Raw genomic sequence first — 12,740 nt, 5'->3', positions numbered from 1 at the left:
TGTTCTGCATTAAAGAGTTAGAGCGTGATGTGATAAGAAAACCGCTCACACTTTTCTGCATCACGCTCTGGAACGGTTGCCTCAGTCTCAGTCATCGAGGTTGCCGTCGCGCCAGACGAGATGACGGGGTGCTAGGGGCAGGTTCTCGATTTCATTGGCGATGAAATAGGGCGGAATGTCGAGCGCGGTCAGGGCCGTGCGCGTTGCCGCCACCCATTTGAATTCGAGATGATTGTCGCCGTCTTCGACGCGATGAATGATTTGGTGTGGCTGAAACGGGAATTCCGGCGGGATGTCCATCAGGTAATAGAAGCCGAGTTCATGCCAGTTGCGGTGTTCGTAGCGGAAGAAGTTCTCGACGATCCAGAGCAGGCGGGAAATTGAGACTTCGACGCCCAGCTCCTCCACCATCTCGCGTTTCAGCGTTTCTTCCGAGGTCTCGCCGATTTCCGCCCTGCCGCCCGGAAAGGTCCAGAAGGGTTCATGCACGGCGCGATGGACGAGCACGTGGCCATCGCGGAAGCCGAGACCGGCGATGCGATAATTGAATCGCTCGGCGCCCGCATTCAGGCGGATGAGAGTGCGCTTGGTCATGCTATTCTATCCGAGATCGATCACGACAATTTCCGGCGGGACGCCGAAGCGCACCGGTGCGATGGAGCAGCCGAGGCCGCCGGACACGATGATATTACGACCCTCCTCGACCATATGGCCATATGCGTAACGATTGCCGTAACGCGAGGGGACGATCGGCGAACGGCCGAGGAAACGGATCTGTCCGCCATGTGTGTGGCCCGATAGCGTCAGCGAGACGCGCTCGGGCACCCGCGGAAAGATATCGGGCTCATGGGCGAGCGGGATGACGGGTGCATCGTCGGTCACCTGAGCCATCGTTCCATCGAGATCGTCGAGGCCGAGCATATGGGTGCGGCCCCACTTTTTGCCGGGCAGCAGCGCCAGCTGATCTTCGAGGCCTGCCAGCCAGAAGCCGCGGCCATCCTTTTCGACCCGAACGGCGCGGTTGCCGTAGACCGGGATTCCGACGTCGGCAAGCGCCCGGTGCCCGAACGTTTCCATGCCGCCGTTTTTCTGGGCCGACCTGTCTTCCCACCAATCGTGGTTGCCCATGATCGCATGGACGCCGAGAGGGGCCCGCAAGGTGGCGAGCGCCTTCGACCATTGGCTCGAATGCACATATTGCGTCACCATGTTCATGCCGGCAGCATAATCGCCGAGGAGAACGGTGACATCGCCTTCGAGTTCATTGGCTCTGTGGCAGATCGCGGTGATGCGGCTTGCCGACATCCACGGTTCGCAGGCATGAAGATCGGCGAGCGCGACGATGCGGAGCTTGAGCCCTGGCGTCCATCCGGGCGGGGTCAGCCGGTAGCGGGTGATGGCGAGCCTTGCCAACGGTTCATAGGCAAAGGCGTAACCGCCGAGGGACATGACGCCTGCGACACCGCCGCCAAGAACCTTGAAGAATCCGCGGCGGGTGATCACTCAGTTGTCCTCCTGGAACAGCCGGAACTGCGCAGCCTCCATATCCTTGGGCGGTTGCATTCCCAGATGTTTCCACGCGATTGCGGTCAGAACACGGCCGCGCGGCGTGCGCTGAATGAAACCCTGCTGGATCATGTAGGGCTCGATGATGTCTTCGATCGCGTCGCGCGGCTCGGAAAGCCCGGCGGCGATGGTCTCGATGCCGACCGGGCCGCCGCCGAAATTGACGGCGATCATGTTGAGATAGCGTTTGTCGAGCTGGTCGAAGCCGACATTGTCGACCAGCAGGCGGGTCAACGCCTCGTCGGCAATCTCGCGGGTGACGGATTCGGCCCTTGCCACCTCGGCGAAGTCGCGCACACGCCGCAGCAGCCGGCCGGCGATGCGCGGCGTGCCGCGGGCGCGTCTTGCAATTTCGCGGGCGCCTTCCTCGGTAATCGGCAGGTTCATCAGCCGCGCGCCGCGGCGCACGATCAGTTCCAGCTCCTCGACGGTGTAGAAGCTCAGGCGCACCGGAATGCCAAAGCGGTCGCGCAACGGCGTCGTCAACAGGCCGAGGCGGGTGGTGGCCGCCACCAGGGTGAATTTCGAGAGATCGATTTTCACCGAACGAGCGGCAGGGCCTTCGCCGATGATAAGGTCGAGCTGGAAGTCTTCCATGGCCGGATAGAGGATTTCCTCGACGGCGGGATTGAGGCGATGGATCTCGTCGATGAAGAGCACGTCGCGCTCCTCGAGATTGGTAAGCAGGGCCGCGAGATCGCCGGCCTTGGCGATCACTGGACCGGATGTCGAGCGGAAATTGACGCCGAGCTCCTTCGCCATGATCTGCGCGAGCGTCGTCTTGCCGAGGCCGGGCGGGCCGACGAAGAGCACATGGTCCAGCGCCTCGCCGCGGTTCTTCGCCGCCTCGATGAAAACTTTCAGATTGGCGCGCGCTTCGGCCTGGCCGGTGAATTCGTCCAGCGATTGCGGGCGCAGGGTGATATCGAGATCTTCGCCCCGCTTTTCCGGCGATATCAGGCGGGCGGGTTCGCTCATGAAAGAAGCTCCATGCCTGGCACGGTCTCGAATGCGTGCCGGTCAAATGTCTTAGTCGCCTGGCATCCCTCAGCCGCGGCGCGATAACCAATCAAGGCATCGGCAAAATCGGCATTGCGCGTTTCCACGGCTCTTAGCGCCATGATAACGAGGGTTTGGTTTTCGATGTCCAAACCTCTGACGCGTGTCAATTTGCCGATTGCATCGACGACGTCCTTTTTCTTGAAGCCGAACCGCGCGCGCAATGCCCAATCCAGTTCCAAAAGGTTCAGCAGGGAGAGAAATCCACGATAATCCCTGCCGATACCCTCGCCGAATTTCAGTGCAGCCGCCCTTTGCTCCGGATCATCGTCGACGATGAGTCTCAGCAGGACGTTGGTATCTACGCCATAGGCGATCATGCTGCGATATCCGATTTCGATCGTCTGGCTTCATCGACCACGTCGCTGCCCGCAGCATCGGTGACGGCCACGTCGATCTCCTCCAGCGAGGCACGACCATTCGGAGGCGCTCCGAGAAGGCCTGCAAGGTCGTTGAAGTTGATCGATTTCGGTGTCATCACGACTTCTCCGTCGATGACGGAGAAAACCAGTTGATCGCCAGGTCGAAGGCCGAGAGCATCCCGCAAGTCTTTGGGGAGCGTGATCTGACCTTTGGGCGAAAGCGTAAATTCTCCCCACATCGTTCGGAAATCCTATTTTTGTGCGGCAGTTGGAATGCTTGCAAACCGGCAGAAAAGTGACAGCTTATCCTACTTTATCGCGCCAATTCTTTCAATCCCAACCTAATCAACTTTGCGCTGTCGGCGCCGTCGCCCGCCGCCTTTATCGCCGCGGCAATGGCATTTGCCGCCTGGTCGCGGGAATAGCCGAGGTTCGTCAGTGCGGAAACCGCATCGGTAACCGGTGCGGCCGCGACACCTTCGCCGAGTTCCTGCTTGAGGGCAATATTGATCCCTTCCCCGGCAAAGGCCGGCGCCCGGTTCTTGAGTTCGGTGACGAGGCGCATCGCCACTTTCGGGCCGACCCCCGGCGCGCGGGAGACGGCGGTGCGGTCCTGCAGAGCTATTGCATTGGCGAGTTCGCCCGGCGTCAGGGTCGAGAGTACGGCAAGCGCCACCTTGGCGCCGACGCCCTGGACGCTCTGGAGCAAATTGAACCATTCCCGCTCCAGCGCCGTCATGAAGCCGAAGAGCTTCAATTGATCCTCGCGCACATAGGTCTCGATGAACAGCATGCAGGCCTCGCCGGCCGAGCCAAGCTTGGAGAGGGTGCGGGCGGAGCAATGGGCGACGTAGCAGACGCCGTGCACATCGACGAGTACATAGTCTTCGCCGATCTCGTCTATGGTGCCTTTCAGCTTGCCGATCATGGGTCGCGGTCTTTCAAGGGTGCGTTTCGGGTGTGATAAGTTCCACGGAGGGAAAGTAAGACCGGTATCCGCCGGGATCGCGGGTCAAAATTTTGTAACCCCTGATCGTCGCATGGGCGCCGATGAGGAAGTCGGGCAATATCCGTTCGCGTCCTCCGCCGGCACGACGGTAAAGCCGGAAAGCTTGAGCAGCGGCAAATACAGCCGGCCAAGGCAGGTTCTCGCGGCGGAATTCATCCTGCGGAAGCAGTTGCTCAACTTCATCCATATCGTCGTAGCGAACGGAAAATTCGGAATAGATAATCGGATTTATGAGCACCGGCCCATCTCTGAAGACGTCGAGCAATTTCCGACGCGACCAGCCATGCCAGTCCGAACTGACCACGGCCAGGTCGACGAGGATGTTTGTATCGACAAGCGTCGCCATCAGCGATCACGGGTCATCGACATGAGGTCTTCGGCATCGATCTCCTGATCACCGGTTCCTTCGAGACGACGGATCGTCTGCAGGAACCGGTCGAGCCGACCTCTATCCTCGATCTCCTGTTTGCCATTTTTCGGCGAGACAACCAGCTTGCCGTTCTCGATCGAGAAGATGACCTCGCTGTTGGCCTCGATGCCGGCAAGCTCCCTGAGATCGCGAGGGATGGTGACCTGGCCTTTGGACGTGACGCGCATCTTGCTGCTCCTTCAAAGTAAGAATTATCCTTACCATCGGAACAAGTCAAGAACAAACTAGCCGGCCAGTGCCTGCCGCATCCGGTTGCTGCCGCGATTGTGGGCATGGCAGATGGCGATCGCCAGGGCGTCGGCGGCGTCATCGCCCTTGAATTCAACTTTCGGCATCAGGATTTTCAACATCATATGGATCTGGCGTTTTTCGCCATGGCCGACGCCGATGACCGCCTTCTTCACGGCATTCGGAGCATATTCGGAGACCTGCAGTCCGGCGCGGGCCGGCACCAGCATGGCGATGCCGCGGGCCTGGCCAAGTTTCAGGGTCGCCACAGCATCCTTGTTGACGAAGGTCTGTTCGACGGCGGCTTCATCCGGCGCGTAGCTATGGACGACCTCCGCCAGGCCATCGTGCAACTGGCAGAGGCGAGAGGCGAGGTCCATGTCTCCATCGGAGGTCACGGTTCCGGAGGCCACAAACCGCAGGGAATTGCCCAGCGTGTCGATGATTCCCCAGCCGGTGCGGCGAAGCCCGGGATCGATGCCGACGATGCGAATCGTATTTTGCATGGTTCAACCTATAGCGACTGCGAAATAACTGCCATCGATATGTGAACAAAACAAAAACATTCTCGGATTTAAGCCGCTCCATTTACCGCGAATTAAAACAGATGCTTGAATTCTAGTGTCAAATACGAAGGGGGTCTCGTGTCGCAAGGAGATAAGCCCCCCGATGTTCGGTTTAAAGATCGGTCGATCAGGCATGCGCTGCGTGCCCACGCCGGCAGGCGTGTCAGAAGGGGTTCGTCGTACATGGCTCAGAGATTTCAGTCCCTGTCCTTCAAGGTCATTGCCACATTCATTCTGCTGACCGTGCTATCGATCGCCGTGATCGACGTGCTTGCCTATTTTGCCAGCAGCCGGATCTCCGACGAGCAAGCGCTGAAGGCTAAGGAGAGCGTGCTGATCTTTCGCGGCGACATGCTGCAGGACCAGCTGACGCAGCTTGAAAACCAGGCAAATTCCATCGCGCGCATCGAAGCGTTGCAGATGTCGATCACCAGCCTGAAGAGCGGCTGGAAGACGATCGAGAAGACCTCGGGCGATGCCCGCGCCGAATTGAAGAAGGTTTTCATTGCGGGCAATCCCAACCCGGCCGACCAGCGGGAGAAGCTGATGAAGCCGGAAGGACCGAGCGGCTTTTATTATTCGAACCACGAGAAAACGCAGGGCGAAGTTGCCCGCGATCTCGAGGGTACCGCCTTCAGCGATCTGCTGATTGCCGACCTCGACGGCACGGTCCTCTATTCCTACAAGAAGCAAGACGATTTCGCCGAGAACCTCAAGTCGGACGCGTGGAAGACCACCGGCGCCGGTATCGCCTTCGCCAAGGCGATCGAGAATACTGCCAAGGCGACCGATGACGCCGCGCCGACAGGTTTTTCCGGTCTTCGCGTCGATGGCGCCAGCGGCAAATCGGCGATCTTCTATGCCGTACCGATCATCAAACTCGGGGCGGCCAAGGGCATCATCCTCTTCAAGGTGCGCGACGACATCGTCACCGGTATCCTTGGCAAGGGCATCGTCCAGGGCAGCACGGCGCAGGCAGCGATCGTCTCTAGCGATGGCTCCGCCGTCGGTCTCGACGCGAGCGGCAAGCTTGCGACGCTCGATGCGGCTCCTTTCACCTTCATCAAGAACGCGCTTGCCAATTCGGCGATGACGGTGGCCGACTTCAGCCGGGCGGACGGCGCGGCCCGCGCCTATGTCGGCGGTATCGACTATCGTGGCGACCGCTTCCTCGTTGTCGAGAGCGTGCTTTTGAGCGAGCTTAATGCCGGCTCGATCGAGATCGCCACGCTGCTGACGATGATCGGCATCGGCGTGCTCGTCGTCATGGCGGTCGCGACCGGCCTCGTCACCAATTTCCTGTTTTCGCCGCTTGCGCGGCTTGCCGGCGTCACCCGTGATGTTGCCGACGGCAAGCTCGACAGCGAGATCGGCAGCCAGAACCGCAAGGACGAGATCGGCACGATGGCGAATGCGCTCGCTCGCTTCCGCCAGTCGCTGATCGAAAGCCGCGAACTCGAAGCCGCCAGCGAAGAAACGCGCCTGAAGGCCGATCACGACCGCCAGCAGAACCTGGCTGAGCGCGAAGCCGAGGCGAAGAGCCTGCAGCACGTCGTCGAAGCGATCGATGAGGGTCTGCATCATCTGGCGACTGGCGATCTCGCCTACCAGATCGATACCCGTTTCCCGAATGAGCTCGAAAGCCTGCGCGTCAATTTCAACGAGGCGCTGGCGACGCTGAGTGAAACAATGACGGCTATCGGCGGCAACTCGATGGCGGTGCGTGCCGGCTCAGAGGAGATGCGCACCGGCGCCGACGAGCTTGCAGGGCGCACCGAGCGTCAGGCCGGCTCGATCACCGAGACGGCGAATGCGATCAGCGCCATCACCCAGTCCGTCCGCCGGCAGATCGAGCGAGCCGAACAGGCCGAGCGCATCGCCCGCGACGCCAAGAAGGAGACGACCGGCTCCGGCCAGATCATGCGCGAGACAATTGCAGCGATGGAGGCAATCCAGACGTCTTCGCGTCAGATCAACACGATCATCTCGGTCATCGACGACATCGCTTTCCAGACCAACCTCTTGGCGCTCAATGCCGGCGTCGAGGCGGCGCGTGCCGGTGAATCGGGCAAGGGCTTCGCCGTCGTCGCCATGGAAGTGCGCGAGCTGGCACAGCGCTCATCGAGTGCGGCAAAGGAAATCTCCAGCCTGCTGCAGAAATCGACACATGAAGTCGAAAGCGGCGTGGCGCTTGTGGAAAAGGCTGGCGTTGCGTTGACCGGCATCGGCGCCCATGTCGAGGCGATCAACGGACAAATCAATGAGATCATGGGTGCGACCCGCGAGGAAGCCAATACGTTACGCGAGATCAACAGTGCCGTCGCCGAACTCGACGCGATGACGCAGCAGAACGCGTCGATGGTCGAGGAGACGACGGCGGCGATCCACAGGCTGGCAACGGAAGCCCTGGAAATGGATCGCCAGCTCGGTAATTTCACGCTGCCGCACGGAAACCACCACCCAAGCGCCGAAGTGCATGTGCTGCGCCGTCACCGGTAAACCGTGGCTTCTGAGAGCTGACACTGGGTCGCGCTCGCGCGGCCCTTTCGTTTGGGTGAATGGTTTGGAATGGCTGGGGCGGCAACCTACATAGACGGCATCGTTCAACCGCCCGGCAGGTTTCCCATGGTTCCCTTCTCCATACTCGACCTTTCCCCCGTTGCCGAAGGCAGCAGCATCCGCCAGTCTCTCGAGAGCTCGGCGCGGATGGCCGGGAAGGCCGAGCAATTCGGCTACAAGCGCTTTTGGCTCGCCGAGCATCACGGCATGCCGGGGATCGCCAGCGCCGCCACTGCCGTCGTCATCGGCCATGTCGGGGCCGCAACAACGCGTATCCGTATCGGCTCCGGCGGCATCATGCTGCCCAATCATTCGCCGCTCGTGATTGCCGAGCAGTTCGGCACGCTCGAGGCGCTCTTCCCCGGCCGCATCGATCTCGGCCTCGGGCGCGCGCCGGGAACGGACATGCGCACGGCACAGGCGCTGCGGCGCAATCTCGAGGCCGGCGCGAACAGTTTCCCGAACGACGTGGTGGAATTGCAGCAACTCCTCGATACGCCAGTCGAAAACCAGACGATCCTTGCGGTTCCCGGCAATTCATCGCGTATCCCGATCTGGCTGCTCGGCTCCAGCCTCTACAGTGCCCAGCTTGCTGCCATGCTCGGACTTCCCTATGCCTTCGCTTCGCATTTTGCGCCCGACATGCTGCTTGATGCGATCGCGATCTACCGGGACCGCTTCCAGCCCTCGTCGACGCTCGACAAACCTTATGTGATGGTCGGCGTGATGGGCGCGGTGGCTGCGACCGACGAAGAGGCGCGCTACCATTTCACCTCCGCCGAGCAGCAGTTCGTCAACCTGCGCCGCAATGTCCGCGGCCCGTTCCCGCGCCCGTTGGCCGATATGGAAAATTTCTGGTCGCCGATGGAGAAGATGAACGTCGAACACACGCTGCGTTACGCCGTGGTCGGATCGCCGACGACGGCGGAGGCGAAACTGACGGAGTTTCTCAAGGAAACGCAGGCCGACGAGGTGATCATCTCGATGCCGATCCACGACATCGAAGCGCGGTTGACGTCGGTGGAACTGTTTGCGGGCTTGGGAAATTTCATGCGGGCGGCCGCGTAGGCTTGCCAAGCTGCGCCTCGAGGGCGGAACATCGCGAGCGCTGACCGTCCATCGGCAGCAGAAACCCGGCATCGCGGCCGGGTTTTCCATTGATGATCGTTCTGAGGAAATTCAGGCCGAGAGTTTCGCCAGCACTTCTTCCGAGACCTCGAAGTTTGAGTAGACGTTCTGCACGTCGTCATCGTCTTCCAGGCTGTCGATGAGCTTCATCAGCGACTGGGCCTTTTCTTCGTCCACCGGCACGTTGTTCTGGGCGCGCCAGACGGCTTTGACAGTCTCGGCGTCGCCCAGGCTCGCTTCCAGCGCTTTTGCCACCTCTCCGAGAGCTTCGAATCCGCAGGTGATGTAGTGGCCGTCTTCGTCGGTCTCGACATCGTCGGCGCCGGCTTCGATCGCGGCTTCCATCACCTTGTCGGCATCGCCGACGGACAGCTTGTAGGTGATTTCGCCGACATGGTCGAAGGAGAAGGAAACGGAACCGGTTTCGCCAAGCGCTCCGCCAGCCTTGGTGAAGATCGAACGGACGTTGGAGGCGGTGCGGTTGCGGTTGTCGGTCAGAGCTTCGACGATGATCGCCGTGCCGCCGGGGCCATAACCCTCATAACGGACTTCATCGTAGTTTTCGCCGTCGGCGCCAGCTGCCTTCTTGATGGCGCGGTCGATATTGTCCTTCGGCATGGACTGGGCCTTAGCGTTCTGGATCGCCAGGCGAAGGCGGGCGTTCATCGTCGGGTCGGGCAGGCCGGCCTTGGCGGCAACGGTGATTTCGCGCGCAAGCTTGGAGAACATTTTTGACCGCACGGAATCCTGACGGCCCTTGCGGTGCATGATGTTTTTAAACTGTGAATGGCCAGCCATGGCACCCCTGTCCACGTCATATTGTTCGGAATGGGCCGCCTTATAAGAGCGAAACGGTACCCGTTCAAGGAAAAAGCAGTTTGGAACAAAGGCGGGGGGATGACGTTTCAGGAACTCCATCCAACGGAAAGGAACGGTCATGGCAAGTCTCAGCGATGCGCAGGAACAGCCAGCACGTCAGCTCTGGGATCAGGTCAACGATGTTCATGCCGGCATGCTCGGGATTTCCGGGCTGGACATGCACATGCAGCCGATGGCGCCGCATGCCGATCCCACCACCAACACGATCTGGTTCTATACCAAGACCGATGCCGACATCGTGCGCGCCATAAAACCGGGAAGCCGCGCGCATTTCTGTGTTATCGGCAAGGATCACGACTATCACGCCTGCCTTGCCGGTGTGATCGACGTGCGCCCTGACCCTTCCAAGATCGAGGAATATTGGACTTCGATTGTCGCGGCCTGGTATGATGGCGGCAAGAAAGACCCCAAGCTCACCATGCTTTCCCTCCATGTCGACGATGCCGAGATCTGGGTTTCCACAGGCAACAAGCTGAAATTCGGCTGGGAGATCGCCAAGGCCAATCTTGACGACGACAAGATGCCGGATGTCGGCATCAAGCGCCACCTGCAGTTCGCTTGATGATTTGAAGAGTGTCGCTTTAGGCCCGGGGAAAATCGCCGGGCCTTTTTACTGCACACCCTTCAGTACATAGATCAGCGGCCTTTTCGGCAGGGTGCGCATGGAGATGGTGATACTGTCATCGGGCGCATTGACGACGTCGAAATCCTTGCCGAACATTGACACGAAGGCTTCGACCGGCGGGCCGCGCCGGTGCATCGGCAGAATCAACGACGAGCGTAGCCGCTTGATGACGCGGCTCATGCTGTCGGCGCCCATGGTCAGGCCACCATCGACCGGGACCATGACGATGTCGAGGCGGCCGATCTCGGTGTAATGGGCATCCGTCAGTTCATAGTGCAGGTGGCCGAGATGGCCGATGCAAAGGCCGGCGATTTCGAAAATGAAGATGGAGTTGCCGTTTTCCTGCGAGCCGCCAAGGCCATAGCTGAAACGGATATCCGTCGGGACATTGCGGATATAGGCATCGCCAATGACGAGATTGATGTTGGCCTTCTCGCCCGGAACGTCGCTCCAGCCATGCAGCACATGCTTGATCTCAGGATCGGGCGTCAAGGTAAAGTGGCTCGTGTGCGCCTTGTTCATGGTCACGACATCGGGCATCGTTCCCGGCTTGTACCAGCCGTTATAATCTGTCGCGATGACGATGCCGCCGGGCGTGTCTATCTCGAAGGTTGAATGACCGAGGAAGGTGAATTTGACGTCTTCGCCCTCGGAGACGGCAGGCGTTAGCGGCGTGGCGCCGGAAAAGCTTGCGAAGGTTGCCTGCGGGACGTTCTGCGCGATCGCCTGGCAGTGGCTGACGGGCGGTCGCTCACCCTGTGCCCCGGCAAGACCTGGCGCGGCGAAGGCCGCAAGGCATGCGATAGCAAGGACAAGATATTGCGGCTTCATGCCACCCCCTCCGGCGCTCTATCACTTTGAATTGGCGGCGGAAGGATGCGGCATGAGGTCGCAGCGGTCCAGACTAGGATGCTCACGATTGCGTGTGGGTCTGCGTATCGGCGCGGGGGCGGCGGGCTTAGAGCATTTCCGTTTTTCTCCAAACCACGGAAATGCTCTATCTATTTGTTTTAACACAGTTCCGGACGCAAAACTGTTGCTCACTTTTGCTGGAATTGCTCTAGCAGTCTGCTGAAAAACCCACTGGCTTTTGGGCTGGACACATGATTCCATCTTGCAAGTGATTTCGAGGGAATTTGGATGCGCGGCGGGGATGATCGGACGGGGTCGCTGTTTTCGTATGTCGACCTTGAGGCACGGGTTCCGGCCCGGCATCCGCTTCGGGCGATGCGCGAACTTGTGAACACCTCGTTTGTGGCGTTGGATGGATCGTTTGCAGCGCTGTATGCCAACACCGGTCGGCCGTCGATTGCGCCGGAGCGGATGCTGCGGGCGGTGCTGCTGCAGATGCTCTATTCGATCCGCTCGGAGCGTCAACTGATGGAACGGCTGGAGTTCGACCTGCTGTTCCGCTGGTTCGTCGGGCTTGGCATCGACGATGCGGTCTGGGATGCCTCGTCGTTTTCGAAGAACCGGGACCGGCTGCTGACGACGGAGGTTGCCCAGGGTTTCCTGTCGGCGTTGCTTTCGCAGCCTGCGGTCAAGCGGCTGTTGAGTGCGGAGCATTTTTCGGTCGACGGCACGATGCTGAAGGCGTTTGCCTCGATGAAGAGCTTCCGGGCCAAGGACGGTTCGGATGAGCCGCCGGAGGATGGCCGCAACGGCGAGCGCAACTTTCGCAAGGAGAAGCGCTCGAACAAGACGCATGCCTCGACGACGGACCCGGATGCGCGTCTGTACCGCAAGGGCAATGGCCAGGAGAGCCGCTTAGCCTATCTGGGGCACGCACTGATGGAGAACCGCAACGGGCTTGTGGTCGACGGCGCGGTGACGCATGCGACCGGCACGGGCGAGCGGGATGCGGCGAGCGCACTGAGCGAGGGCCTTGGCGAAGGGGCGACGCTGGGCGCCGACAAGGGCTACGACGCGGAAGCCTTCGTCGAGGAGTTGAAGGCTCGCAAGATCGTGCCGCATGTGGCGATCAATGGGACGGTGAGCAAGACGGGCAAGGTGCGCAAGACGGCGGTGCCGCCAGAGGTGGCGCAAAGTGCCGGCTATGCGATCAGCCTGCGCTGCCGCAAGCGGATCGAGGAAGTCTTCGGCTGGGTCAAGACGACGGCCGGGCTGGCGCAGCTCAAGCTGCGCGGACTGGACAAGGTGAAGGCCGCCTTCACCTTCGCCCTTGTCGCGTACAACATCATCCGCCTTCCCAAATTGATCGGATCGACGGGCGAAGTGTGTCTTGAGGGAGATCAATAAGCCGATATGGCCAGAAAACCCGCCTCAATCGGCCAAAATCCCACCGCACGACAGCCAGTCTGTAAAAAAA

15 protein-coding genes and 1 pseudogene are annotated in these 12,740 nt (G+C 60.4%); 4 read left to right on the top strand and 12 right to left on the bottom strand.

The annotated features are described in order from the left end of the window. Window positions 1-87: 87 nt before the first annotated feature. The 10 genes and pseudogenes from J3O30_RS18590 to ruvC all read right to left on the bottom strand — a co-directional run bounded on the left by J3O30_RS18590 (window position 88) and on the right by ruvC (window position 5,160). A complete protein-coding gene (locus J3O30_RS18590) occupies window positions 88-594 on the bottom strand; it encodes an NUDIX hydrolase (protein ID WP_207581684.1) in 507 nt (168 codons plus the stop codon). Window positions 595-600: 6 nt separating this feature from the next. Continuing rightward, on the bottom strand, window positions 601-1,503 hold the full coding sequence (locus J3O30_RS18585) for a metallophosphoesterase (protein WP_207581683.1): 903 nt from the start codon (window positions 1,501-1,503) through the stop codon (window positions 601-603). Next, entirely contained in the window at window positions 1,504-2,544 is a 1,041-nt protein-coding gene (ruvB, locus tag J3O30_RS18580) for a Holliday junction branch migration DNA helicase RuvB (protein WP_130678301.1), read from the bottom strand. Then, the gene (locus tag J3O30_RS18575; protein WP_207581682.1) at window positions 2,541-2,945 is read right to left on the bottom strand and encodes a PIN domain-containing protein; all 405 of its coding nucleotides are present in this window, start codon (window positions 2,943-2,945) and stop codon (window positions 2,541-2,543) included. Before J3O30_RS18575 ends, ruvB begins: the two co-directional genes overlap by 4 nt. Then, window positions 2,942-3,103 carry a hypothetical protein gene (locus J3O30_RS33245; protein WP_246762771.1) on the bottom strand — a complete coding sequence of 54 codons (162 nt, stop codon included), beginning with the start codon at window positions 3,101-3,103 and terminating at the stop codon, window positions 2,942-2,944. Before J3O30_RS33245 ends, J3O30_RS18575 begins: the two co-directional genes overlap by 4 nt. A gap of 45 nt (window positions 3,104-3,148) precedes the next feature. Further along, a pseudogene (locus J3O30_RS33240) lies at window positions 3,149-3,226 on the bottom strand (AbrB/MazE/SpoVT family DNA-binding domain-containing protein); the annotation flags it as partial. Between the two features lie 74 nt (window positions 3,227-3,300). After that, the gene (gene ruvA, locus J3O30_RS18565; RefSeq protein WP_207581680.1) at window positions 3,301-3,915 is read right to left on the bottom strand and encodes a Holliday junction branch migration protein RuvA; all 615 of its coding nucleotides are present in this window, start codon (window positions 3,913-3,915) and stop codon (window positions 3,301-3,303) included. 13 nt (window positions 3,916-3,928) lie between these two features. Then, a complete protein-coding gene (locus tag J3O30_RS18560; protein WP_207581679.1) occupies window positions 3,929-4,342 on the bottom strand; it encodes a type II toxin-antitoxin system VapC family toxin in 414 nt (137 codons plus the stop codon). Beyond that, on the bottom strand, window positions 4,342-4,593 hold the full coding sequence (locus tag J3O30_RS18555) for an AbrB/MazE/SpoVT family DNA-binding domain-containing protein (protein ID WP_207581678.1): 252 nt from the start codon (window positions 4,591-4,593) through the stop codon (window positions 4,342-4,344). Before J3O30_RS18555 ends, J3O30_RS18560 begins: the two co-directional genes overlap by 1 nt. Before the next feature lie 57 nt (window positions 4,594-4,650). Continuing rightward, complete coding sequence (ruvC, locus tag J3O30_RS18550; protein ID WP_207581677.1) at window positions 4,651-5,160, bottom strand: crossover junction endodeoxyribonuclease RuvC; 510 nt, start codon at window positions 5,158-5,160, stop codon at window positions 4,651-4,653. Window positions 5,161-5,403: 243 nt separating this feature from the next. On the opposite strand from ruvC, the gene J3O30_RS18545 reads away from it, so the two are divergent. Next, on the top strand, window positions 5,404-7,719 hold the full coding sequence (locus tag J3O30_RS18545; protein ID WP_207581676.1) for a methyl-accepting chemotaxis protein: 2,316 nt from the start codon (window positions 5,404-5,406) through the stop codon (window positions 7,717-7,719). 126 nt (window positions 7,720-7,845) lie between these two features. Next, window positions 7,846-8,847 carry an LLM class flavin-dependent oxidoreductase gene (locus J3O30_RS18540; RefSeq protein ID WP_207584373.1) on the top strand — a complete coding sequence of 334 codons (1,002 nt, stop codon included), beginning with the start codon at window positions 7,846-7,848 and terminating at the stop codon, window positions 8,845-8,847. A 111-nt stretch (window positions 8,848-8,958) separates the two neighbouring features. Here J3O30_RS18540 and J3O30_RS18535 read toward each other — a convergent pair whose 3' ends face one another. Then, entirely contained in the window at window positions 8,959-9,705 is a 747-nt protein-coding gene (locus tag J3O30_RS18535) for a YebC/PmpR family DNA-binding transcriptional regulator (protein ID WP_207581675.1), read from the bottom strand. A 139-nt stretch (window positions 9,706-9,844) separates the two neighbouring features. On the opposite strand from J3O30_RS18535, the gene J3O30_RS18530 reads away from it, so the two are divergent. Further along, complete coding sequence (locus J3O30_RS18530; RefSeq protein ID WP_207581674.1) at window positions 9,845-10,348, top strand: pyridoxamine 5'-phosphate oxidase family protein; 504 nt, start codon at window positions 9,845-9,847, stop codon at window positions 10,346-10,348. Window positions 10,349-10,396: 48 nt separating this feature from the next. Here the strand turns inward: J3O30_RS18530 and J3O30_RS18525 are convergent, their stop codons facing one another. Continuing rightward, window positions 10,397-11,242: an MBL fold metallo-hydrolase gene (locus J3O30_RS18525; RefSeq protein WP_207581673.1), complete on the bottom strand. Its 846-nt coding sequence runs from the start codon at window positions 11,240-11,242 to the stop codon at window positions 10,397-10,399. Window positions 11,243-11,551: 309 nt separating this feature from the next. On the opposite strand from J3O30_RS18525, the gene J3O30_RS18520 reads away from it, so the two are divergent. Beyond that, window positions 11,552-12,670: an IS5 family transposase gene (locus J3O30_RS18520; protein ID WP_141335696.1), complete on the top strand. Its 1,119-nt coding sequence runs from the start codon at window positions 11,552-11,554 to the stop codon at window positions 12,668-12,670. Window positions 12,671-12,740 lie beyond the last annotated feature (70 nt).

The organism is Rhizobium sp. NZLR1 (assembly GCF_017357385.1).
Lineage (GTDB): Bacteria > Pseudomonadota > Alphaproteobacteria > Rhizobiales > Rhizobiaceae > Rhizobium.
Note: the sequence above shows the minus strand (reverse complement) of the source record. Positions and strands in the feature narration are given on the sequence as shown.

Excerpts from the sequence above, each read along its gene's own strand:
- J3O30_RS18535 (WP_207581675.1), bottom strand. The coding sequence starts at position 9,705 with ATGGCTGGCCATTCACAGTTTAAAAACATCATGCACCGCAAGGGCCGT.
- J3O30_RS18540 (WP_207584373.1), top strand. The coding sequence starts at position 7,846 with ATGGTTCCCTTCTCCATACTCGACCTTTCCCCCGTTGCCGAAGGCAGC.
- J3O30_RS18560 (WP_207581679.1), bottom strand. The coding sequence starts at position 4,342 with ATGGCGACGCTTGTCGATACAAACATCCTCGTCGACCTGGCCGTGGTC.
- J3O30_RS18545 (WP_207581676.1), top strand. The coding sequence starts at position 5,404 with ATGGCTCAGAGATTTCAGTCCCTGTCCTTCAAGGTCATTGCCACATTC.
- J3O30_RS33245 (WP_246762771.1), bottom strand. The coding sequence starts at position 3,103 with ATGACACCGAAATCGATCAACTTCAACGACCTTGCAGGCCTTCTCGGA.
- ruvC (WP_207581677.1), bottom strand. The coding sequence starts at position 5,160 with ATGCAAAATACGATTCGCATCGTCGGCATCGATCCCGGGCTTCGCCGC.
- J3O30_RS18520 (WP_141335696.1), top strand. The coding sequence starts at position 11,552 with ATGCGCGGCGGGGATGATCGGACGGGGTCGCTGTTTTCGTATGTCGAC.
- ruvB (WP_130678301.1), bottom strand. The coding sequence starts at position 2,544 with ATGAGCGAACCCGCCCGCCTGATATCGCCGGAAAAGCGGGGCGAAGAT.
- J3O30_RS18530 (WP_207581674.1), top strand. The coding sequence starts at position 9,845 with ATGGCAAGTCTCAGCGATGCGCAGGAACAGCCAGCACGTCAGCTCTGG.
- J3O30_RS18590 (WP_207581684.1), bottom strand. The coding sequence starts at position 594 with ATGACCAAGCGCACTCTCATCCGCCTGAATGCGGGCGCCGAGCGATTC.
- J3O30_RS18555 (WP_207581678.1), bottom strand. The coding sequence starts at position 4,593 with ATGCGCGTCACGTCCAAAGGCCAGGTCACCATCCCTCGCGATCTCAGG.
- J3O30_RS18525 (WP_207581673.1), bottom strand. The coding sequence starts at position 11,242 with ATGAAGCCGCAATATCTTGTCCTTGCTATCGCATGCCTTGCGGCCTTC.
- J3O30_RS18575 (WP_207581682.1), bottom strand. The coding sequence starts at position 2,945 with ATGATCGCCTATGGCGTAGATACCAACGTCCTGCTGAGACTCATCGTC.
- ruvA (WP_207581680.1), bottom strand. The coding sequence starts at position 3,915 with ATGATCGGCAAGCTGAAAGGCACCATAGACGAGATCGGCGAAGACTAT.